Source organism: Burkholderia sp. WAC0059 (assembly GCF_002870125.1).
Classification (GTDB): domain Bacteria; phylum Pseudomonadota; class Gammaproteobacteria; order Burkholderiales; family Burkholderiaceae; genus Paraburkholderia.
The window spans coordinates 186,255-208,304 of record NZ_PNEO01000002.1 but is presented as its reverse complement, the minus strand read 5'-3'; the positions used below and the strand labels follow the sequence as shown (position 1 = coordinate 208,304).

Here is a 22,050-nt window from a genome sequence, read left to right as displayed (position 1 = left end):
CCCGCGCCGCAGGACGCGCGCCGGCCGTGCCGTCCGTATCCCGGCCCCGGGGCCGGGGCCGCTTACCACTGGTACGACGCGCCGACGCCGACGGTGTCGCCCGAGCCGCTCATGCCGATCCCGGCCTTGACCTTCATGTTCTGCGCGAGGTGTGCCGAACCGCCGATCGCCACCGCCTGATAGCCGTGGTAGGTGCCCGCGCCGATGCCGAGCGCCAACGTCTTGCCGGGGTCGACCTCCGGAATCATCGTCAGCGCCGTGGCGGCGGCGACGCCGGAGTAGGCGTCTCTCGCGACGTCGTTGATCTGGTGCTGCACGCCGCCCAGCGCCTGGTTCATCTGGCCGACGTTGACCGCGTCGTGAGCCGACGCGCCGTTCGCGACGTTAGTTATCTTTCGCTCGTTTCCGGGCGAACCGACCGAGACGGTATTGTCGTCCGGCGCGCTCGAATTTGCGCCCAGCGCAACCGCGTTGCTGCCCGTGGCCTGCGCGCCGGCGCCGAGCGCGACCGAGTTATTGCCCGAGGCCACCGCGTTGGCACCGACCGCGACGGTCGGGTCGGCGACCGCGCGAGCGTTGTAGCCGATCGCGACAGAACCGTCGTAGGTGGCCTGGGCGCGGAAGCCGACGGCCGTCGTATCGGCGGCCGACGCGGTCGAGTTCGAGCCGTAGGCAGTGGAGCCCTCGCCGGTCGCCTGCGCGCAGAGGCCCGTCGCGCTCGCGTCGACGCCCGAAACCGACGAGCACGCGCCGGGCGAGACGGACGACAGACGGTCCCCGACGCGGCCGCGCGTTTGCAGCGTGCCGTCGCCATTGGCGCCGCCCATCAGCGTGACGGCGGCGGCCCCGCCCGTCGCCGCTGCCGAGCCGACGAGGCCGACGATCGGCGCGACCGAGGTCGAAAGCGAATTCACGTTCGACGACAGCGTGTCCACGCTGGCCGACAGCGCGCTCACGCTGCTCGACGTCGTGCTCAATCCGGTCGACAGGCTGGTCATGTCCGTGGACAGCGAGGCGAGGCCCGTCGAGGTCGAAGCCGACAGATTGCCGATGCTGCTCGAAGTCGACGCCGCCAGGTTCTCGATGCTGCTGCTCGCCGTGCTCAACCCGGTCGACAGGCTGCTCACGTTCGTCGACAGCGTGCCCATGCCGCTCGAAACCGATGCGGAGAGCCCGTTCAGGCTGCTGCTCGTCGTGCTGAGCCCGGTCGAAAGTCCGGTCATGCCGGTCGAGATCGAATCCAGTCCTGCGGTCATCGTGCTGGACAGGCTGCCCAGGCTGTCGTTCGTCGCGGTCAGTCCCGTCGACAGCGAATCGACGTTGATCGCCGTGGCGGTCGACAGGCTCGCCAGGTGGGTATCGGTCTCGCCCAGCCCAGTCGACAGCGCATTCAGGCTGGTCGAGGTCGAGCTCGACAAGTTGTCGAGCCCGGTGGACAGCGTGCCCAGGCCCGTCGAGGTCGAGGCGGACAAGGCGCCCAGACTGCTGTTCGTCGTGCTCAAGCCCGTGGAGAGCGCATTCATGCCGGTCGAAGTCGACGCCGACAGATCGGCGAGATTGGCGTTCGTCGTGTCCAGACCGGTGGAGAGCGAACTCAAGCCGGCGGAAGTCGAGGTCGAGAGATCGGCCAGGCCGCTGTTGGTGGTGCTCAGGCCCGTCGAGAGCGAATCGAGTCCGGCGGACGTGGCGGTCGACAGACTGTCGAGGCCCGTGGACAGCGAACTCACGGTGCTGCCCGTCGTGCTCAGACTGGTCGAAAGGCTGTCCACGCTCGTCGAAAGCGAACTCAGGCCCGTGGAAGTCGAGGTCGAAAGATCGCCGATTCCCGACGAAGTCGAGGCCGCCAGGCTGTCCAGATTGCTGTTGGTCGTGCTCAAGCCCGTCGAGAGCGAGTTCATGCCCGTCGAGGTTGAAGTCGACAACTCGGCGAGGTTGCCGTCCGTGGTACTCAGCCCCGTGGAGAGCGAGCCGAGCCCTGCGGACGTGGAGGTCGAGAGGCTGTCGAGACTCGTCGAGGTCGAGGCCGCGAGACCGTCGAGATTGCCGTTGGTCGTGCTGAGCCCGGTCGAGAGCGAACCGAGGCCCGCCGAGGTGGACGTCGAGAGCGTGTCGAGATTGCCGTCCGTCGTGCCCAGGCTGGTCGATAGCGCGTTCAGCCCCGTGGACGTCGAAGCCGACAGAGCGTCGACTCCGCTCGAAAGCGTGCCGAGCCCCGTCGAGGTCGAGGCGGCCAGCGAATCGACGTCCGCCGAAAGGCCGGTATTGCTCGTGCTCAATTGGGCAACCGTGACGGCGTCCTGCGGCGCGGCGCCGTCGGCGACGTTGGTGATGCGCCGCCGATCCGCGTCGTTGCCGACCGATACCTCGCCCGCCGGCGCGGCGCTGCCCGTCAGGTAGCCGGTGCCGGCCGGCGCGCCGGCGCCCGTCGCGCTGCCGTAGCCGATGGCCACGCTGCCGGCGTACTGGGCATTCGCGCCCTGCCCGAGCGCCACCGCATAGTCCCCGCTCGACGTCGCCTGCGCGCCGAAGGCGAGCGCCGCCGTGCCGGTCGCCGCGGCCTGGGTGCCCATGGCAATGGCGTCCGTGGCCGACGCGTTCGAATAGGTGCCGAACGCCATCGAGCCCTGCCCCGTGGCGCTATTGTTGATGCCCATGGCGATGCTGCCGGTGCCCGACGCCACCGAGCCCCAGCCCATGGCCGTCGCGCCGAGACCGGTCGCCTGCGAGCCGCAGCCCGTCGCGAGCGAGTTCATGCCCGTCGCCATCGTGTTGCCGAGTCCGTTCGGCGTAGCCGACTTGGCGGACGTGACCGCGACGTTGCCGAGCGACTGCTCGGTCGTCCAGGTGTTGATGCCCGCGGTTTGCCCGGCGCCGGCATTGGACGCGACGCCATAGGAAATCGCGGAGGTCTGCGTGCCGAAGCCGTACAGGCCGCCGGTGTAGTTCTCGTCGGTGCCGTAGATCATGCTCGTCACGCTGGTCGAATCGGTCGGACTCAGCATTCCGCAGTCGATCGCGCCCGCCAGCGCCACGCCGTTGAAGGAGGCGGAGATCGTGTTGTTGTAGGTGTAGCTGGCCGACCCGTCGGACGCCTGGTTGTGGCCGTTCGCGACGACGTGCGCGGCGAGCGCCGGCAACGGGCCCGCGAGGCCCAGCAGCGCGGAAAGCGCGAGCGAGGCGACGACCCGGCGCAGACGCGCCGTCGAAACGCGCGTCGAGCGGCTGGCCTTGCCGCGCGCGGACTCTATTTCGGAAACGGCGACCCATGTGCCGCGGGCCTCGTTCCAGATACATCGGTAGGATTTGTTCATGGCAGACCTCTTCGCGGTCGGACGACGACCTGGCCGGCGTCATTCGATGACCGGATAAATTGATTTGGAATACTTTTCAATTAGTGGAGAGCGAGGCTGCATGTCGGGCGAGTGCCCGCTGGCAGGAAAACGATCGGGAACGGGCCGTGCCCGGACTTCTCCCGCATCGACGGGCGTCGCGTGCCGCCTGTGTGGCGATGCTGAAAGCCCGTTAGCGGGGCTTGAAACAGCCGTTTTTCTTCACCAATTCTTTCATTGTCGTAATGTTAAAGAAATTTAAATGAAAGAAGAATGCGGTTGTTTGTCGCAACGCAGCAAAATCAAGCGGCAAGTCATTGCGGCGAATGACATTTAGGCCTATTAACGGATTTTCGAAAAATAATCGTCCGGGGCATTAAAGAAGAGATAAATATTCCACTTATCTCTATCAAGTCGATATCCTGATTAATTGCCAGACGTATTCTCCGAGTCCGTGCGCGATTCCCATCGCCCCGGGGAGGCCCGGGCCTCGGGCGCGGCTAGAAGCTATAGGTGGCGCCGAGGATCACCAGATTCTCATGCGTATGCGAAGACGGCTCGTACCAACCGGCGCTGTAGATGCCCTCGTACGTGCCGGATTTCGGCGCCGACATGCCGTAGCTGAAGCTCGTGAACCGGTACGAAGCCGTGAAATGCAGGCGCCGGTCGTACGCGTAGTCGAGCGTCGCGCCGACGCTGCGCGTCCAGTTCGAGCCGAGGTACTCGGTGCCGATGCTGCTGTCGCCGCGCGTCATCACCTGCGGATCGAAGGTATGGCCGAGCATCGCGTCGATGCCGCCGACAAGTTTCGGCGTGATTTCGTACTGCGTAAGCAGACCGAGGCCGGCGTACTGGTTCAGGTACGTCTCGTATCCGCCGCGCAGCCACGAATGCACGCCGTAGGTCAGGTACGGCACGAGCTGCCAGCGCGCGGCCGGCCGGAACGCGCGGCCCACCCTGATTTGCCCGTCGATTTCCGCCGTGCCCTCCGATTGCCGGAGCGGCTCGCCCGTCGCCAGATTCGAGCCCGTATAGCTTTCGCGCCCGCCGGTGAAGGTCAGCCCGACGGACGTGTAGATCGACGGCAGACCGAACACCGGCCCCTGGCGCGTGGCACCCAACTGCATGGCCGGCATCACGGCGGATTCCGAATCGAGCCGGCCGCCTCCCGGAGAGAACTCCGAATAGGACAGCGTGCCGAAACCCAGCCCGTAGGAAAAGTCGTTGTTTGCGGACGCGAGCGGATCGTCCTGGGTTGCCGCGTGCGCAGCGGCTGAAAGAACGACGAAGACCGCGAATGCGGGAGCAGCTCGATTCATCAGGAATGCCTCCTCGCCCATGAGATTCGGGCCGTACCCGGCGAACACGCCCGGCTTGCCTGGGTGGAGCACGACGACGGATCGCCCGTCGTTCGCCCGTCAGTTCGCCCGCTCAGCCGTGCCGGCGCGCGCCGACCGTGCGCCACGCAAGCACCGCACCGGCCAGCATCAGCAGGCTCGTGCCGAGAAACACCGCGCGCATGCCCAGATGGCCGCCGACGAACCCGCCGATCAGCGGTCCGAGCACCTGCCCCGCGAACTGCGACGATACCGAGTAGCCGAGCACGGTGCCGGCAACGTGATCGGGCACGTTGTGGCGGATCACCGTCGCAATGCAGGGCAACAGGCCGCCGAGCGCGAGGCCCATCAGAAACCGCAGCGCGACCAGTTGCCAGCCGGCCGTCACGAACGCCTGCGGAATCAGCAGCAGCGCCGAGACCAGCAGACAGGCGACGATGACGCGCGCGTGCCCCGTGCGGTCGGCCAGCCGGCCGATTCTCGACGCCGACACGATGCTGCCGAGCGCCGCCGCCGACATGACGAACCCGGCCACGACGGTCACCTGGTTCGTCCCGCGGACGAGCGTCGACACGTAGACCGTGATGATCGGCTCGATCGACATGTTGGCGAGCATCAGCAGCATGCCGGTGGCGAGCATCGCGATAATCGGCCCCTTGTCGGGAATCGACGACCAGCGGCCGGACTGCGCCGCGGGCGCCGCTTTGGCCGGCCGGGGCGCCTCCCGGACGCACAGGCAGGTGGCGAGAAACGCGACGAAGATCGCGGCGCCGGCCAGCCAGAACGTGCCGCGAATGCCGATGAGCGGCGGCAGCGCGCCGCCGAGCAGCGGGCCGATCAGATTGCCGGCCATGATGCCCGAAGACAGCACGCCGAGCGCCCAGGCCGAGCGCTCGCGCGGCGTCTGCGTGGCGACGAGGATGGTCGAGCCCGACGAATAGCCGCCCGCGAGCCCCGCGAGCAGACGCAGGCCGACGAGCTGCCAGATGGTGTGCGACATGCCGATCAGCGACATCGTGACGGCCATGCCGAAGCTTGCGCGCACGAGCATCGGCTTGCGGCCGTAGCGGTCGCCGAGCCGTCCCCAGAGCGGCGCCACGAGCGCCGCCGTGAAGAACGTCGCGCTGTAGGCGACACCCGACCACTGGACGATGGCGGCATGCCCCCGCACGCCGAGCTCCTGCACGTAGAGCGGCAGGAACGGCAGCATCAGCGTCATGGCCACGAGCGTCGAGAACGAGCCGAGCACGCAGACGGCGAGGTTGCGCCGCCAATAGGGCGAGGAGGAACGGGAGGAAGCAGTTTCGTCGGCGCGGGCGGTCATCGGCAATGGCGGGCGGGGCCGGGCCGTGCGAACCCGGGGTCGGCGTGGTTGGACGTGGAAAGGCGGAGCCCGGACGCGGCCGGGCGAAGCGCGCGGTGCCGGTCGATTCCCGGCCGCCGAGCCTCGCGCGCTAATCCCAGCAGTTGCGGAACGTCACCGCCACGATGACGGGCACGGTGAGGATGAGCGGAATGCCGAAGTACGGAATTTCCTTGTTCACGACCCAGCTATAGATCATCCAGCCGATGCCGGCCGCGAGCGTGACGAGGCCGACGAGCACCGTGAGGAGGTTCAGCGTCGCCCTGGAAAGACGCCGGCGCGACCGTTCCTGAGAGGGTGGGGTTTTCATCCTGTTGGGCTCCTCTGTTTATGCTTTGTCGGACGATATCGAGTCCCGCATTTTACCCCGGAGCCGGAAGCGAACGCAGGGCGGATGCGCCGCGCGCTCGCGGACGAAGACACCGCCGAGGCCGATGCCGGCCGCGGCTGGCTGCCGGAACTCGTCGAAGCGCGCCGCGCGCTGAAGGCGGCATTGCGGCGACGTGACGACGCACCGGCCGCCGAGCAACAGCGCATCGCGGCCATCCTCGTCCGCGCGGCCGAAGCCATCGAGCGCGACGCCGACGGCCCGGCCTCCTGATCTCCCGCCGCAACGCGAAGCCGGGCCGGGTTCGTCCAACCTCGCCCGCTTTGCTGCAGTGCACTCCGCAATTCACTATGCTCTAGCCTGTTGCCGGAACGCCTCGGCGTTCCGGCCGACGGGGGCCGCCTCATCCGGGCGGCCGCGGTCCCCTCTCGCGGGGATCTGCCTGCGTCGCGCTACCCTTTTCCGATGCGGAGAACGCCTTGAACCAACCTGCTTCCGCGCCGGCCGCCCCGCCGCCGCCCCTCGCCGGCGCCCGGCTGGCGCTCGCCACCCTCGCGGTCGCACTCGCCACCTTCATGAACGTGCTGGACACGTCGATCGCCAACGTCGCGATCCCGACCATTTCCGGCGATCTCGGCGTTTCCGTCGACGAAGGCACCTGGGTCATCACCGTGTTCGCCGCGGCCAACGCCGTTTCCATTCCGCTGACGGGCTGGCTCACGCAGCGCTTCGGGCAGATCCGCCTGTTCGTCACGTCCATCCTGATGTTCGTGCTGGCCTCCTGGCTGTGCGGCATCGCGCCCAGCCTGCCCGTGCTGCTCGGCGCGCGCGTGCTGCAGGGCGCCGTCGCGGGGCCGCTCATCCCGCTGTCGCAGGCCATCCTGCTCGGCTCCTGGCCCAAGGACAAGTCCGCGTCCGCGCTCGCCCTCTGGGCCATGACGGCCACCGTCGGCCCGATCGCCGGACCTTCGCTCGGCGGCTGGATCACCGACAGCTACAGTTGGGCCTGGATCTTCTTCATCAACATCCCCGTGGGCCTGTTCGCGGCCGGCGTCACCTGGACCCTCTACCGCAACCGCGAATCGCCCACGCGCAAGCCGCCCATCGACATCGTCGGCCTCGGCCTGCTCATCGCCTGGGTGGCCAGCCTGCAGGTGATGCTCGACAAGGGCAAGGATCTCGACTGGTTCAATTCGCCCGTCATCGTCGCGCTCGCCATCACGGCGGTCATCAGCTTCGCGGCCTTTCTCATCTGGGAGCTGACCGAGGAAAACCCGATCGTCGACCTGCGCCTGTTCGGCCAGCGCAACTTCCTCGGCGGCACCATTGCCATCTCGATCGCCTACGGCGTGTTCTTCGGCAACCTCGTGCTGCTGCCGCAGTGGATGCAGGAATACCTGAACTACCGCTCGGTCGACGCGGGCCTCGTCACCGCGCCGCTCGGCGTGTTCGCCGTGATCCTCGCGCCGGTCATGGGCCGCGTGCTGCCGCGCTCGGACGCCCGCATCATCGCGACGCTGGCCTTCGTCGGCTTCGCCGTCGTCTTCTTCATGCGCTCGAACTACGTCATCGAGATCGACACCTGGCATCTCGTGCTGCCCACGCTGCTGCAGGGCATTCCGATGGCGATGTTCTTCGTGCCGCTCACGGCCATCATCCTGGCCGGCCAGCCGCCCGCGCGCGTGCCGGCCGCGGCCGGGCTGTCGAACTTCGTGCGCGTGTTCTGCGGCGCGGTCGGCACCTCGCTCGCCACGACCGAGTGGAACAACCGGACCATCCTCCACCACGTGCGGCTCACCGAGCAGGCCTCGGTCGACAATCCGCTCTTCCGCCAGCAGATCGAGACCACGAACACGTTGCTGCATCTGGGCACGCCCTCGTCGAGGGCGCTGTTCGATTTCACGGTGACGAGCCAGGCGGCGATGATGGGACTGAACGACGTCTTCTACATTTCCGCCATCATCTTTCTCGCCATCATCCCGCTCATCTGGATCACGCGTTCGACGAAGGGCGGCGCGGGCGGCGGGGCTTCGGGCGCGCACTAGCGTGCCGGGGCATGAGGCGGGCGCCCCGTGCTCATGCCGCACAACGCCCCCGGCCCGGAGGCGCGCCGCAAACTCGCTACAATCGCGCATCCGCGGCCCGCACCGGGCCGCTTCTCCCGATGCGATGCCGCGCCCATGGACTACGCCCCCATCCTCGCCGACATTCACCGCGACCTGCTGCCCTGGCTCGGGCGCGGCCGGGTGGCCGACTACATTCCCGAGCTGGCGAAGGTGTCGGCCGATCATTTCGGCATGGCCGTCGTGACCGTCGACGGCCGCGTGTTCCGCACCGGCGAGGCGGACCGGCGCTTCTCGATTCAGAGCATCTCGAAGCTCTTCGCCTGCACGCTCGCGTTCCAGTTGCTCGGCGACGCGCTCTGGACGCGCGTGGGCCGCGAGCCGTCGGGCACGCCGTTCAATTCGCTGGTGCAACTGGAAGCCGAACAGGGCAAGCCGCGCAACCCGTTCATCAATGCGGGCGCGCTCGTCGTCACCGACGTGCTGTGCCGCCGCTTCGTGCGGGCCGAAACGGCGCTCGTGGAATTCGTCCGGCGGCTGGCCGGCGAGCCCGGCATCGGCTACGACCTGCGCGTGGCCGACTCCGAGATCCGGCACGCCCAGCGCAACCGGGCGATGGCGCACTTCATGGCGAGCTTCGGCAACATGCAGATGCCGCCCGAGGTCGTCATCGACGCCTATTGCCGGCAATGCGCGATTGCGATGAGCTGCGTCGAGCTGGCCCGCGCGGCACTCTTTCTCGCCAACGGCGGCGTGGCGCCGTCGAGCGGCGAGCACGTGGTGGACGCGAGTTCGGCCAAGCGGCTCTCGGCGCTGATGCTCACGTGCGGCACCTACGACGCGGCCGGTGACTTCGTCTACCGTGTGGGCCTGCCAGCCAAGAGCGGCGTGGGCGGCGGCATCGTCGCCGTGCTGCCGGGCGAGATGGCCGTCTGCGTGTGGTCGCCGGGGCTCGATCCGACCGGCAACTCGCTCGCCGGCACGCTCGCGCTCGAATGGCTGACGACGCGCACCGGGCGATCGATTTTCTGAAAGTCCGTTCAGCCCTTCTTGCGGCGCGCGCGCACGGCGGCCGCCAGCGCGTCGAGCACGGGCTCGGTCTGCGTCCAGCTCAGGCACGCGTCGGTGATCGACACGCCGCAGCGCAGCGGCACGCCCGGCTTCAGGTCCTGGCGCCCTTCCTCCAGATTGCTTTCGATCATCACGCCAATGATGCGCCGCTCGCCCGCCTCGAGTTGCGAGGCCAGCTCGCGCGCCACGTCGATCTGGCGCAGATGCGACTTGTTCGAGTTCGCGTGCGAGCAGTCGATCATCACCTGCTCGCGCAGCCCCGCCTTCGCGAGCACCGCGCAGCTCGCCTCGACCGAGGCGCGGTCGTAGTTCGGGCCGCCCCGGCCGCCGCGCAGGATCACGTGCGCGTCCTCGTTGCCGCGCGTCTCGAAGATCGCGGCCATGCCCATCTTCGTCATGCCCATGAACGCGTGGCTCGCGCGGGCGGCGACGATCGCGTCGGCGGCGATCTGCACGCCGCCGTCGGTGCCGTTCTTGAAGCCGATCGGGCAGGACAGCCCGGAGGCGAGCTGGCGGTGGCTCTGGCTCTCGGTCGTGCGCGCGCCGATCGCGCCCCAGGCGACGAGGTCGGCGATGTACTGCGGGCTCAGCAGGTCGAGAAACTCGGTGCCGGTCGGCAGGCCGAGCGCGTTGAGGTCGAGCAGCAGTTGCCGCGCGGCGCGCAGGCCCTCGTTGATGCGATAGCTGCCGTCGAGCCGGGGGTCGTTGATGTAGCCCTTCCAGCCGACCGTGGTGCGCGGCTTCTCGAAGTACACGCGCATCACGACGAGCAGGTCGTCCCTGAGCGCGTCGGCGGCGCGCTTGAGCCGCCGCGCGTAATCGAGCGCCTGGTCGTGGTCGTGGATCGAGCACGGGCCGACGACGGCGACGAGGCGGTCGTCGCGGCCCTTCAGGACGTCGGCGATGGCCGCGCGGCTCGTCTCGACGAGCGTGCGCGCGGCGCCCGGCACCGGCAGCTCGTCGAGCAGCAGCGCGGGCGAGATCAGCGGCCGCACGGCGCCGATGCGCACGTCGTCGATGCGGGTCGAGTCTTCCGTGGCGTCGGCGACGCCGACTTCCTGGTCGTGCAGCGGGTTGTCGATGCGGCTCAAGATGCGCTCCTGCCCTGATTCGGTGAAGACGCGAATTATCGCATTCGCGGGGCAAGCGCGCCGGCCGGACGCCGCCTAGTTCGCGGCGTTGGCGGCGCTCGTCGCACTTGCGGCGCTTGCCGCGCTTACTGCGCCCGTCGCGTCGACCGTGTAGCGGCGTCCGCGCAGCCGCTGCACGATGCGCACGAGCGCGTACCCCTGCTGCGCGAGCAGGCCCTCGCCATAATCGACGCTCATGCCCTGCGGCGCGGGCAACTGGTCGCGGATGCCGGTCGGCTCCGGCGCCGGGTTCCACGAGACGGTGCGGAACATCATGTCCCACCATGGAAACAGCACGCCGAAGTTGCAGCCGTAGCGCGTGCCCTCGTGCCCGTAGCCGACCGCGTGATGGCGGCGGTGGAACGCCGGGCTCACGAAGACGCGCTCGAGCAGCCGGCCGTAGGGCAGGCGCGCGTTCACGTGCTGCACGCTCTGCAGGAAATTGCTGACGGCGACGAGCACGACGAACTGCGCGGGCTGCACGCCGATGAGCAGCGAGATGGCGGCGAAGAACGCGATCTGGATCGTGTCGTCGAGGAGGTGGTTGCGGTCGTCGCACCAGAGCGACATCTGCTGCTGGCTGTGATGGACCGCGTGCAGTTCCCACCAGACTCCGAAGCGGTGCTGCCAGCGGTGATACCAGTAGCCGGCGAAGTCGAGCACGACGAGATAGATCAGGAACGACACGACCGGCTGGTCGGTCACCCCGGGCCAGAGGCTGTCGAGGTCCACGTTCGGCACGTTGTGGATCGCCATCTCGCTCTGCAGGTAGTTGAAGAACGGCTGAAGCAGAACGAAGAACAGCATGTTCAGGATGCCGAGCTTGGCGATCCACGTGTAGAGGACGTCGGCGCGCAGCGCCTTGCGGCTTTCCCACCGCTCGGCCGGACGCAGCGCCTCGAGCGGGCGCAGCGTCAGATACGTGACGACGATTTCCAGCACGCCGACGATCACCCAGTAGAGCGCGTCGTAGGTGTCCTCGTCGTAGCCCATCAGCCCGACGTGGTAGAAAATCGGCTGCACCACGTCGATGTAGAGCAGCGTCTGGAGCGCGGCGATGCCGTTGTCGATCTGCGCGAGCACGGTGTCGATCATCGATTGCCTTTTTCGTCTGCCGCCTCGCGGCGGCGGTGCGTAGTTGCCTTGCGGTTTGCGGTAATGAGCGGTCGCCGTCGGCCGGTCAGTCGGGGTTCGGCGGATACACGGGCGCGCGGTTGGCGAAGTACAGCCCGTGCGGCGAGCGGCCCACGGCGATCGCGTCGACGAGCTTGCGCGTCGTGAGGTCGATCACGCCCACGTGCCGCGCGAAGCGGAACGTCACCCACAGATAGCGGCGGTCGGCCGAAAGATCCATGTCGTCGGGCCCCGGCATCAGGCCGGTGATGTCGGCGACCTTCGTGAGCGTCGTGTAGTCGAGGATGCTGATCGTGCTGTCGACGCGGTTGGTGACCGCGACGTGCCGGCCGTCGTCGAGATTGCGGAAGTTGTGGGCGCCGCGGCCGGTCTGGATTTTCTTCACGAGCGTGTGGTTGTGCCAGTCGACCACGGCCACGTCGTCCTCGCCCGTCATGCCGATCAGCAGGTAGCGGTCGCCCGGCGTCATCCAGAGGCCCGCCGGCGTGTTGCCGATGTGCAGCTTCCAGAGCACGGTCTGCGTCGGCAGGTCGATCGCGGCCACTTCGCCCGTGTCCTGCAGCGTCACGAACACGGTGCGGTTGTCCGAGGCGAACGTCAGGTGGCTCGGCGTCTTCGCGAGCGGAATGCGCTTCGCGATCGTCAGGTCGTGGCCGTCGTAATGGTAGACGTCCACGCGGTCGAGCCGCAGGCCCGCCGTGACGAACCACTTGTGATCGGGCGAGAAGCCGAGCTGGTACGGGTCCTCGATGCCCTCGACGCGCCGCTGCACCTTGCCGCTGTGCGGATCGAGGAACATCAGGTCGTTCGAGACCGAGTCGGCGACGATGAGCGACTGGCCGTCCGGCGTGATCATCAGGTGGTGCGGCTCCTTGCCGGTCGGCTCGGTGGCGACGACCTTGTGGGTCGTCTCGTCGACGAGCGACAGGTCCGCCTCGCCCGAATCGAGCACGATGACACGGTCGTTGTCGGGCGGTTGGGCGGCGCCCCAGGCAAGCCCGCCGGAAAGCAGGACGGCCGCGGCGCAGGTGCGGGCAAGGGACTGGAGAACGGGAAAATCGGGCATCGGACGGGCAAAAAACATGGACGGGCGCGCCGGAACTCGTCCGGTCGGCACGGCGAGACAGGCGCAAGGCGATTACGCCTGCATTAACGCGCGAGCGTCAGTTTACGATGACGTAAATCAGATGTAGCGACATTGTTTTTTTCGGGCCGGGTTTCGGGCCGGGTTTCGGGCCAATGCCCGGGCCCGATATCCCAGCCTGACGCTGCGTCCGACGTTCCGGCCCCTCGCGGGCGGGCGCCGGGTCCGTCCGCGCACGCCGCATGCCCATGCCGTGCGTCCGATTCAGCCAGCCTGCCGCGCCGCCGCCCGGCATCCGCCGCCTCGCACCGCAAGCGTGCAAAGACACGCGAAACCATGCAACATAGCCCTTTCGCGCGTCCCGCCCGGCAAGGCGCCGGACGCAACTTCGCCTTCCACCTTTTTCGAACCGCGCCATGACGACCCAGCCCGCGATCCAGCCCGTTTCCGCCGCGCCCGACCAGCAGCCGCCCGTCGACATGATCATTTTCGGCGGCGCGGGCGACCTGGCCGCCCGCAAGCTGCTGCCCGCACTTTATATGGCGCACCTGCACGGCAACCTGCCGCCCGAAACGCGCATCCTCGCGGTGGGCCGCCGCGACTGGAGTCTCGATCAGTACCGCGGCTTCGTGGACGAGCAGTCGCGCCCGTTCGTCGACGACAAGGCGCTCGACGCGCAGGCCTGGGACCGCTTTCTCGCGCTGTTCGCCTACGTGCGCATCGACGTGAACGAGGCCGGCGACTACGGCCGGCTCGCCGAAGCCGCGCGCAAGGATGCGGTGCAGGTGTTCTACCTCTCGACCTCGCCCGAGCTGTTCACGACGATCTGCGACAACCTCTCGGCGGCGGGCCTCGTGAACGAACGCTCTCGCGTCGTGCTCGAAAAGCCGCTCGGCCACGACCTCGCGTCGGCGCAGGCCATCAACGCGTCGGTCGGCAGCCATTTCGGCGAGTCGCAGATCTACCGGATCGACCACTACCTCGGCAAGGAAACGGTGCAGAACCTGATGGTGCTGCGCTTCGGCAACGCGATTTTCGGCCCGCTCTGGCAGGCGCCCTACATCCGCAGCGTGCAGATCACGGTGGCCGAAACGGTCGGCGTGGGCAGCCGCGCGGGCTTCTACGACCACACGGGCGCGCTGCGCGACATGGTGCAGAACCACCTGCTGCAACTGTTGTGCATCGTCGCGATGGAGCCGCCCGTGTCGCTCGACCCGGACGCCGTGCGCGACGAAAAGCTCAAGGTGCTGCGCTCGCTGCGACCGATGACGCTGCCCGACATCGCGCGCGACACGGTGCGCGGCCAGTACGCGGCCGGCGCCGTGGACGGCAAGCCCGTCAAGGGCTACCTCGAGGAGGACAACGTGCCGCCCGACAGTCACGCCGAGACCTTCGTCGCGCTGCGCGCGCAGATCAACAACTGGCGCTGGGCTCACGTGCCGTTCTTCCTGCGCACGGGCAAACGCCTGCAGAAGCGCCAGTCGGAGATCGTGATCGACTTCGCCGATCTGCCGTTCTCGATCATCCCGAGCGGCCCGCGCAACTACGGCAACCGGCTCGTGATCCAGTTGCAGCCGGAAGAATCGATCCAGCTCCAGATGCTCGCGAAGGAGCCGGGCAGCGGCATGAGCATGCTGCCCGTGAACCTGAACCTCGACCTCCAGCAGGCTATCCCCGAGCGGCGCGCCGAGGCCTACGAGCGGCTGCTGATCGACGTGATCCGCGGGCGGCTCACCCACTTCATGCGCCGCGACGAGCTGGAAGCGGCCTGGACCTGGGTGGAGCCGATTCTCGACGGCTGGCAGCAGCTCGGCGACCGGCCGCGCACCTACACGTCCGGCACCTACGGTCCGGCGGCCTCGTCGGCGCTGCTCGCGCGCGAAAACATGACGTGGGCCGAGGAGGCCTGACGGTCGACCGGCAAGCGCGCGGGGCACGTCGGGGCGCACGCCTTCCGGGTTTCCCCGTCACGCTTTCCCGATCACGCCGCCGTCGCCCGGCCGCGCGCGTCTAGCAGCCGCTCGAACGCGCCGGCAATCCGCGCCACGGCGGCATTCTTGTGCGCGAGCACGCCGCCGGGCCGCTCGCGATGCACGAGCATCGTCGCGTTCGCCTCGAACACGAACACGCCGGCCCCGGGCAGCAGCGTGAAATCGACGCCGGCGTAATCGAGATCGAGCCGCCGCCCGACGGCCGCGACGGCCGCCCAGGCACGCGCGCCGAGCGCGGCGGCCGGGTCGGCGAGAAAGCTGGCCTCTTCCTCGAGCTTCCAGCGCTCGCCCTCCATGCCCGCCGTGTAGTAATGGACCATCCAGTGCGGCGAAATCGCCAGATGGTAAGGAAGCGGCTCGCGGTCGACGAATACGACCCGATATTTGCGGAAGTGGCCGTCGGGGCTGCGGCAATCCCGATAGGCGCTCACGTAGCAGGCGCCGGACTGCGCGCGCAACGCGGCGTCGAATTCGCTTCCGCTTTCGCAGCGCACGAGCCCCTGGCCGCCGTGGCTCGTCGCCGGCCGCACGAGTAGCGGCAGCACGAGGCCGGCTTCGGCCAGCCGTTGCGCCGTTTCGCCTGCCGTTTCGCTCGCTCCGTCGCCGGGCGCGTTGCCCGCCGTCTCGCCCACCCTCTCCCCGTCCGATGCCGCCTCGACGCGCATGCAGCACGCCGTCTCCACGCCGTCGAGCCCCGCAAGCAGCGCGGGCAGCCGGTCGCGGCGCGTCTGCGCGACGCGCGCGGGCAGGTTCAGCAGCGGCCGCCCGAAACGCCGCGCGAAACGTTCGAGCCGCGCGTGCAGCGGCCCGGCCACGTCGGGCTCGCCGATGGCGTTCACGGCCAGATCGACGGCCGGCAGGCTTTCGTCCTCGTCCTCGGCGGCGCAGTCGATCGCGTACTTGATGCGCGCGTTGCGCGGCGTCGGCACCAGCTCGTCGAACGGCACGTTGCCCGCCGCGCGGCCCGCGCAGAGCAGCAGCACCCGGCGCACGGGCTGCCCGGCCTCCTCGACGTACACGCGTTGCAGGCCGTAGGCACGGTCCTGGCATTGCCTCGCCTCGGCGCTGCGGCCGGCCTGCGTGTGAATCGCGCCGAGGTTCAGCCAGGCGAGCGCCTGCCGTTCGTCGAGGGCCAGCGTCAATCCATACCAGTACTGCGCGCGTTCGTGGTCGCCCTTCATGAAGTAGCCGGTGGCGACCGTGCAGACCTGCCGCGCCGCTTCCGCGGCAGCGCCGGCCGCGTACTCGTCGAGCGCCTTCGCCGCGATCAGATGCGCGAGCGCGGCCAGCTCGTCGCCGCGCTCGCGCGCCTCCTGCGCCAGCGCGCGGTGATGCGCGGCATCTTCGGGTCGTGGAGCGGCGGCTTGCATGGAAAAACCTCGGGCGGTCGTCGACGGGCCGCCCAAGCGCCGGCATGGCGACGGAGCGGCGAACGCAAAGCCCGCAGTGTAACCTCGCCGTTGTCCCGCGCGTCGCTTCGGCCCCGAGCAGCGGGCCGGGGAGATCGAACCCCGTCGGCGCACCGCCGCCGCCGCACGGCGCCATCATCGGCACCGAATGCCGGCCGGGAACGCGCCTCGCCGCCGCGAGCCGGCTCGCGGCAAAAAATACGCCGATGCGCGCGCTGCATGACGGGCCGCACGGCGCTCATGCCATAACGGCGAAGGCCGCGAGGAGCCCGCTGCGAACAGGCCGCGTTGCTGATAACGTTATTGCATTTCCTTCCTTTTTAATTTCGCGCAGACGGTATAGCTTCGTTCCATGAATTCCGCCTCCCTCCCCCGGCCGCCCGTCGCCTGGATCGCGGGCGTCGGCGCAAGCGCCGGCCTCGGCGCCGCGCTCGGACGACGCTTCACCCGCGAAGGCTTCGTCGTCGCGCTGACGGGACGCACGGCGTCCCGCGTCGAATCCGTCGCCGCCGAAATCCGCGCCGTCGACGGCCAAGTCCATGCGCTCGCCGGCGACGTTGCCGACGAGGCCCAGATCGTCCGCCTCGCCGCCGCGGTGAACGATCTGGGCCGGTTGCGCACGGCCACGTTCAATGCCGGGAACGCCGTGCGCGCGCCGACGCTCGAACTGACGGCCGAACAGTTCGAATCGGCCTGGCGCACGACGACGCTCGGCGGCTTTCTGTTCGCGCGCGCCGCGCTGCCGCTCCTGCTCGACGCCCCCGATGCCGCGACGGCGCCGGCCGGCGCGGGCAGCCTGCTGTTCACGGGCGCCACGGCCTCGCTGCGCGGCCGGCCGCCGTTTGCCGCGTTCGCGGCCGCGAAGGCGGGACTGCGCTCGCTGAGCCAGAGCCTCGCGCGCGAATTCGGACCGCGCGGCGTTCACGTCGCGCATGTCGTCATCGACGGCGGCATCGACGGCGAACGCCTGCGGCCGTCCTCGCCGCAACGCGCGCAGCAGGCCGGCGAGGACGGCCTGCTGCAACCCGACGCCATTGCCGAAGGTTACTGGCAGCTTCACGTCCAGCACCGCAGCGCCTGGACCCAGGAGCTCGACCTGCGGCCGTTTCGCGAATCTTTCTGACAAGGAGTTTGTCCATGAGCACCGTACTGGACGAGCGGGCGACGACAGCGGGCCGCCACGCGCTCGAAGCCGAAGTGAACTATCTCGCGCCGGGCCAGGGCCGGCCGGTTTCCTACACCTTCGAACCGCCGCCGGGCACGCCCTGGGTGACGGGGGCTCTCGAGGCCCACCGCGTGACGATCCGCGACGCGCGGCCGTCCGCGCAAAACGGCGAGTTCACGCTGGATACGAGCGGTTTCGAGCGCGTGTCGCATCGCAGCGCGCTCACCGACTTCAGCGACGAAGACCGGATCCGCCGCGTCTATTACCCGGAGTCCGACGCGCTGCTGCGCGCGGCGACGGGCGCCGAAAAGACGGTGATCTTCGATCACACGCTGCGCGACAGCGCCGACGGTTCGCGCGCGAACCCGGCGCTGCGCGAACCGGTGCATCGCGTGCACAATGACCAGACCCTCGTCTCGGCGCGCCGGCGCGTGCTCGACCACCTCGACGCCGCCGAAGCCCACGAGCGGCTGCGCCACCGCTTCGCGATCGTCAACCTGTGGCGTCCGCTCGATACCGTCGAGCGCCTGCCGCTCGCGCTCTGCGACGCGCGCACGATCGCGCCGGCCGACCTCGTGCCGAGCGACCTCGTCTATCGCGACAAGATCGGCGAGACCTATTCGGTCCTCGCGAACCCGGCGCATCGCTGGTACTACTACCCGAGGCTCGCGCCGGACGAGGCGCTGCTGCTGAAGATCTACGATTCGCTCGAGGACGGCACCGCGCGATTCATGGCGCACACGGCCTTCGACGCGCCGGGCACGCCGTCCGACGCCCCGCCGAGACGCAGCATCGAGTTGCGCGCGCTGCTTTTCTGGGCGCCGGAGCACGACGCCGGCGCGGCGTGAGGGCGCCTGGGGAAAGGGGTATCCGTATTTCACGGCTGATGCCGACGGCCTTTGCCGTGCCGCGGAAAGGGGATGCGTTGCCGCCAGTTACGCCCGGCTGGCGCATTCCGACCGACGGAAGAAGTCGAACAGATGAAGGCGGCGTTTGCCTGGTCCGAGCCAATGCCCGAAACGGAATTGCCGTAATGGCAGCGTCTCTGTCGCAATCGGAAGTAGCCGGGCACCGGGAAATTATCTGAATGCGCTGGCCCCCGCCCAGCCTTGGCCGACTACCGGCCGAAGTCGACCCGAAAGAGACGCTCAGTTCTCTACAAAGCGGACGTTCGTAGTGGATGGCAGCGAATCGTGGCCGAATCCTGGCCAACAGCGACCGACCAATTTTCTGCTCGGTAGGCATTCGGAGCCACTGATAACTTGCTCCAAATCGGACACCCATTTGGTTAGCTTACGCGCGTGGCGTAAGACTGCTTGCGACAGCTCGCCAGAATTGGGCCGTCTTCACATCGTCGGTAGATTCGGCTTTATCTGCCAAGCGCGCAGCGAAGATATGAGCAGCCCGGCCATGACGCAGTGTGAGTTCGTGCGCCTGCCTAGATACCTCGACCCAATCGAATGTTGGCGCTGCCTTTCCTTCATCAACTTTCATGTGCCCCCTTCGCGAAGCGTCTGCAGCTCAGTTTGATTCTACGATTGTCACCGATCACCGAGACGCTTCCGATAGACAGTTTCTGGCCGACTGTCGCCCGATGTTTCGGCGGCACCTCCGGGATACATGATGTTGGCGGTCAGTCGTTGATATTCCACGAGAGGCATATGATCTCGTAGCAAGGTCCGTCATCAAAGGTGATCATCAAATGCTGCAACGCATTGATAGTCGCTTGATCTTTCCTTCCCACATTTCGCACCTCATCTAGCCACGTACTATCGAGCGACACGAGTTTCCCGTACGCGAGATTGAACATGCTTGCAGTACACGAGGTCAGATAAGTGCACTTATAGGACTCCACCCCGGCGAACTGCAGCGTAATCGCTTTGGGCGCTCCGTCCTCGCCCTCAATCAACAATTTCAACGCGCAATCCCGGCGTGCGAGGACCACGAATTCCGGACTATGTAATAAAGCTGACGCCGCGACAGGCAGTTGCCAATGCTCTTTCATTGTTTCGGTCCCGAGCGAAAGGTGCTTGTTCTTCCTAGTCTCCACGATTGTCTACAATTCTGGCATCGAGTGCCAGTGACCGGTTGTGGCCGACCAGCGCCCGAGCAACAATTGGCCATGGCCAACCCAAAACCGCCGCCCGTCCATTTCAACAGCGAACATTCAGACCGCCGAAACAGGCTGGTCTCACACCATAGCGTCGTTGCGGACGCGAGACCGGGAATCAAGCCCGCGACGATCGCAGCCTAGCCGATCTCCACCTCGTCCAGCTTCCTGGCTCGATAGACGATGAAAGAAATAACCCAGGCCGCCGCGAAAACCCCGATGATGCCGTAGCCGAGCAGGCCGAAATTATTATTGAGGTCGTTCATCCGGTCCCAGAACCAGCCTTGCAGATTCAGCTCTCCCGAAATCAGCCCCAAAGTCTCGATCCCGCCGATCAGGATCGCCACGGCGGCGGAGACAATGGTGATGGTGAGGTTGTAATAGAGCTTGCGGATCGGCTTCACGAAGGCCCAGCCGTAGGCGCCGAGCATGAGGATGCCGTCGGTCGTGTCAACCAGCGACATGCCGGCCGAGAACAGTGCCGGAAAGGCGAGGATGGACCAGACCGGCAATCCCTTGCTGGCCTCCGTAGCGGCGACGCTGAGCAGGCTCACCTCCGTCACGGTGTCGAATCCCAATCCGAAGAGAAACCCCACCGGCAGCATCTGCCAACTCTGCTCGACGAGCCGGAAGAGTGGCTTCAGCATCCGCGCAATGAAACCCCGGTTGGCAAGCAGGATGTTGAAGCTGTCCTCGTCGTAAGCGCCGCCGCGACGTACGCGGCGGTAAGTTTTATAAACGTCCCGGGCGACAACCAGATTCAGGATCGCCATCACCAGCAGGAAACCGCCCGACACAAGCGTGCCCACGATGCCCGCGATATTGTTGAAGGACTTAAAGCCGCTTTGCAGGCTCATCACCGTGATGGCGACGACGACAGTGCCGATGAGCAGCACCAGGGAATGACCGATGGAAAAGAAGAAACCGACCCCCACGGGGTGCTTGCCCTCCTGCATCAGCTTGCGCGTAACGTTGTCGATAGCGGCGATATGGTCTGCATCCACCGCGTGGCGTAGACCAAAACCATAGGCCAGCAATGCGGTGCCGAGCAAGACCGGGCGACTATGGAAAGCGATGAGCGCCCAGGCCCAGGCACCAAGGTTGACGGCGATGAGAAAGAGGTAAATGCCGATGACCTTGCCTTTGACATCGGCGGAACTGTCGTTGAAAACGTGTTTTAAAGCGCGAAACATGGTTCTGCCTCCAATGGCGTTCGTCTCGGCAAACCGGCCCAGGCAGCAGAACCTTCACCGGGGCACCCCGCCCGATGCGTATGCGTCGACGCCGGTAGATGGCAGGTCTCCTGGCTCGCGGGTCGACGCCCATTGCCGGCCTTCCCGGTTTCCCAGTGGCCCTTCTGGCATGGACTCGCCGCTCACAGTTGCGGGGGCAGCCGCAGACTCGAGGCGCGAAAGCCTCCACTGCGTTCCCTTTTGATCCCGTCGCCGGGAACCATCTGCGCGCAAGCGTAATGGGCCGTGCTTCGGGACGTCAACCGATTAACCCTGCTGTGCCGTAAAAAGGCGGCGTGACGCGCGCCGGGGCTTGCTTTTCGAGGGGGATGAAGGCGTTTTGAAAGGGTTGAGAGATCGAATGATCGTTGCGCCGGTATCTGCTGGTGCTGCGGGAGGCGCCGTCTATGTACACGGAGGCGCGGGCTTTTTTGTCCATGTGCTTCGTGCTTTCGTGGTTTGTTTCGAAGGGAATTTTCCTTGAAACCGGAGCTCGATGACACACGACGTTATATTGACGTGAACAAGGCGAGAGATTCGGCATAACATTGTTAGTACTTTAAGGCTATGAAAATCACGATCCGAAAGATGGGTAATTCTCAAGGGGTGTTGATCCCCCGCCCGATCCTGGCGCAACTGGGGTTGGAAGTTGACGATGAAGCTGCAATGGAAGTTCAGGACGATGCGCTGGTGATCCGGCGTCCGCAGAAAAAGGCCCGCGAGGGCTGGGCCGAAGCGAGCAAGGCGCTGGCCGAGTCCGGCGATGACGCACTGGTGATGGGCGGGTTCGGTAACGCGGATGACGCGGAGCTGGTGTGGTAGTGCGCGGTGAGGTGTGGCTGGTTGCCCTCGACCCAACGCTCAGCAGCGAAATCCAGAAGACCCGGCCCTGCGTGGTGGTGTCGCCGCCGGAACTGCACGATCATCTGCGCACGGTCATTGTTGCGCCAATGACGTCGAAAGGCCGGACAGCGCCGTTTCGCGTGCCGGTGACATTTAAGCGAAAGCACGGGTTAATCTTGCTGGACCAGATCCGGACCGTGGACAAGGTGCGGCTGGTCAAGAAAGAAGGTGCGCTGGCCGATAAAACGTTGTCGGAAACATTGCGGACGCTCCAGGAAGTGTTCGCTGATTGAGGAAAAACAACGGCAGCATCGCTACCACTACAAATCGGGGATAGAAGATGGCCTGGGGAATATTTTGGCGGGTTTGGCTCTGTGAATTTTAACGGAATAAAGGCGGTCTGGATTCGTGGAGCAGATCGGCCTGCAAGGGAACGCGGTGCTATACAACTTCATTTTTTG

19 protein-coding genes and 1 riboswitch are annotated in these 22,050 nt (G+C 67.0%); of the genes, 8 read left to right on the top strand and 11 right to left on the bottom strand.

Translation table 11 applies throughout. The annotated features are described in order from the left end of the window. Positions 1 to 62: 62 nt before the first annotated feature. The 4 genes from CY652_RS02885 to CY652_RS02870 form a co-directional block, all read right to left on the bottom strand. Positions 63 to 3,311 (bottom strand): YadA-like family protein, encoded by a 3,249-nt coding sequence (locus CY652_RS02885; RefSeq protein ID WP_102129184.1) that lies wholly within the window; start codon positions 3,309 to 3,311, stop codon positions 63 to 65. 518 nt (positions 3,312 to 3,829) lie between these two features. Next, positions 3,830 to 4,648 (bottom strand): hypothetical protein, encoded by an 819-nt coding sequence (locus tag CY652_RS02880; protein ID WP_146010011.1) that lies wholly within the window; start codon positions 4,646 to 4,648, stop codon positions 3,830 to 3,832. A gap of 112 nt (positions 4,649 to 4,760) precedes the next feature. Then, complete coding sequence (locus CY652_RS02875; protein WP_102129182.1) at positions 4,761 to 5,990, bottom strand: MFS transporter; 1,230 nt, start codon at positions 5,988 to 5,990, stop codon at positions 4,761 to 4,763. 130 nt (positions 5,991 to 6,120) lie between these two features. Beyond that, a complete protein-coding gene (locus CY652_RS02870; RefSeq protein ID WP_102129181.1) occupies positions 6,121 to 6,339 on the bottom strand; it encodes a hypothetical protein in 219 nt (72 codons plus the stop codon). Between the two features lie 84 nt (positions 6,340 to 6,423). Here CY652_RS02870 and CY652_RS02865 point away from each other — a divergent pair, with 84 nt between their 5' ends. The 3 genes from CY652_RS02865 (at position 6,424) to CY652_RS02855 (ending at position 9,452) form a co-directional block, all read left to right on the top strand. Further along, the gene (locus tag CY652_RS02865) at positions 6,424 to 6,630 is read left to right on the top strand and encodes a hypothetical protein (protein ID WP_102129180.1); all 207 of its coding nucleotides are present in this window, start codon (positions 6,424 to 6,426) and stop codon (positions 6,628 to 6,630) included. 206 nt (positions 6,631 to 6,836) lie between these two features. Next, the gene (locus CY652_RS02860) at positions 6,837 to 8,402 is read left to right on the top strand and encodes a DHA2 family efflux MFS transporter permease subunit (protein WP_102129179.1); all 1,566 of its coding nucleotides are present in this window, start codon (positions 6,837 to 6,839) and stop codon (positions 8,400 to 8,402) included. 135 nt (positions 8,403 to 8,537) lie between these two features. Then, entirely contained in the window at positions 8,538 to 9,452 is a 915-nt protein-coding gene (locus tag CY652_RS02855) for a glutaminase (protein ID WP_102129178.1), read from the top strand. 8 nt (positions 9,453 to 9,460) lie between these two features. Here the strand turns inward: CY652_RS02855 and CY652_RS02850 are convergent, their stop codons facing one another. From CY652_RS02850 to CY652_RS02840, 3 genes are all read right to left on the bottom strand, one after another. Beyond that, positions 9,461 to 10,582, bottom strand: coding sequence for a 3-deoxy-7-phosphoheptulonate synthase (locus tag CY652_RS02850; protein ID WP_102129177.1), 1,122 nt, complete (start codon positions 10,580 to 10,582; stop codon positions 9,461 to 9,463). Between the two features lie 75 nt (positions 10,583 to 10,657). After that, on the bottom strand, positions 10,658 to 11,716 hold the full coding sequence (locus tag CY652_RS02845; protein WP_102129176.1) for a sterol desaturase family protein: 1,059 nt from the start codon (positions 11,714 to 11,716) through the stop codon (positions 10,658 to 10,660). 85 nt (positions 11,717 to 11,801) lie between these two features. Continuing rightward, positions 11,802 to 12,839 (bottom strand): YncE family protein, encoded by a 1,038-nt coding sequence (locus CY652_RS02840; RefSeq protein WP_258002163.1) that lies wholly within the window; start codon positions 12,837 to 12,839, stop codon positions 11,802 to 11,804. 416 nt (positions 12,840 to 13,255) lie between these two features. On the opposite strand from CY652_RS02840, the gene zwf reads away from it, so the two are divergent. Beyond that, entirely contained in the window at positions 13,256 to 14,749 is a 1,494-nt protein-coding gene (zwf, locus tag CY652_RS02835) for a glucose-6-phosphate dehydrogenase (protein ID WP_102129174.1), read from the top strand. Between the two features lie 71 nt (positions 14,750 to 14,820). Here the strand turns inward: zwf and CY652_RS02830 are convergent, their stop codons facing one another. Further along, positions 14,821 to 16,200, bottom strand: a complete 1,380-nt coding sequence (locus CY652_RS02830; protein WP_102129173.1) for a hypothetical protein — start codon at positions 16,198 to 16,200, stop codon at positions 14,821 to 14,823. A gap of 391 nt (positions 16,201 to 16,591) precedes the next feature. On the opposite strand from CY652_RS02830, the gene CY652_RS02825 reads away from it, so the two are divergent. Both CY652_RS02825 and CY652_RS02820 read left to right on the top strand, forming a co-directional pair. Next, on the top strand, positions 16,592 to 17,362 hold the full coding sequence (locus tag CY652_RS02825) for an SDR family NAD(P)-dependent oxidoreductase (RefSeq protein ID WP_102129172.1): 771 nt from the start codon (positions 16,592 to 16,594) through the stop codon (positions 17,360 to 17,362). A 14-nt stretch (positions 17,363 to 17,376) separates the two neighbouring features. Beyond that, positions 17,377 to 18,252, top strand: coding sequence for a CmcJ/NvfI family oxidoreductase (locus CY652_RS02820; protein ID WP_102129171.1), 876 nt, complete (start codon positions 17,377 to 17,379; stop codon positions 18,250 to 18,252). A gap of 785 nt (positions 18,253 to 19,037) precedes the next feature. Here the strand turns inward: CY652_RS02820 and CY652_RS02815 are convergent. From CY652_RS02815 to CY652_RS23765, 3 genes are all read right to left on the bottom strand, one after another. Then, the gene (locus tag CY652_RS02815; RefSeq protein WP_146010010.1) at positions 19,038 to 19,409 is read right to left on the bottom strand and encodes a hypothetical protein; all 372 of its coding nucleotides are present in this window, start codon (positions 19,407 to 19,409) and stop codon (positions 19,038 to 19,040) included. 245 nt (positions 19,410 to 19,654) lie between these two features. Further along, entirely contained in the window at positions 19,655 to 20,707 is a 1,053-nt protein-coding gene (locus CY652_RS02810; protein WP_102129169.1) for a HoxN/HupN/NixA family nickel/cobalt transporter, read from the bottom strand. A gap of 83 nt (positions 20,708 to 20,790) precedes the next feature. Continuing rightward, a riboswitch (cobalamin riboswitch) is annotated at positions 20,791 to 20,986 on the bottom strand. A gap of 19 nt (positions 20,987 to 21,005) precedes the next feature. After that, the gene (locus tag CY652_RS23765; protein ID WP_146010009.1) at positions 21,006 to 21,185 is read right to left on the bottom strand and encodes a hypothetical protein; all 180 of its coding nucleotides are present in this window, start codon (positions 21,183 to 21,185) and stop codon (positions 21,006 to 21,008) included. A 128-nt stretch (positions 21,186 to 21,313) separates the two neighbouring features. On the opposite strand from CY652_RS23765, the gene CY652_RS02805 reads away from it, so the two are divergent. After that, entirely contained in the window at positions 21,314 to 21,568 is a 255-nt protein-coding gene (locus CY652_RS02805) for an AbrB/MazE/SpoVT family DNA-binding domain-containing protein (RefSeq protein ID WP_102129168.1), read from the top strand. Next, complete coding sequence (locus tag CY652_RS02800) at positions 21,562 to 21,882, top strand: type II toxin-antitoxin system PemK/MazF family toxin (RefSeq protein WP_102129167.1); 321 nt, start codon at positions 21,562 to 21,564, stop codon at positions 21,880 to 21,882. Before CY652_RS02805 ends, CY652_RS02800 begins: the two co-directional genes overlap by 7 nt. The last annotated feature ends 168 nt before the right edge of the window (positions 21,883 to 22,050 follow it).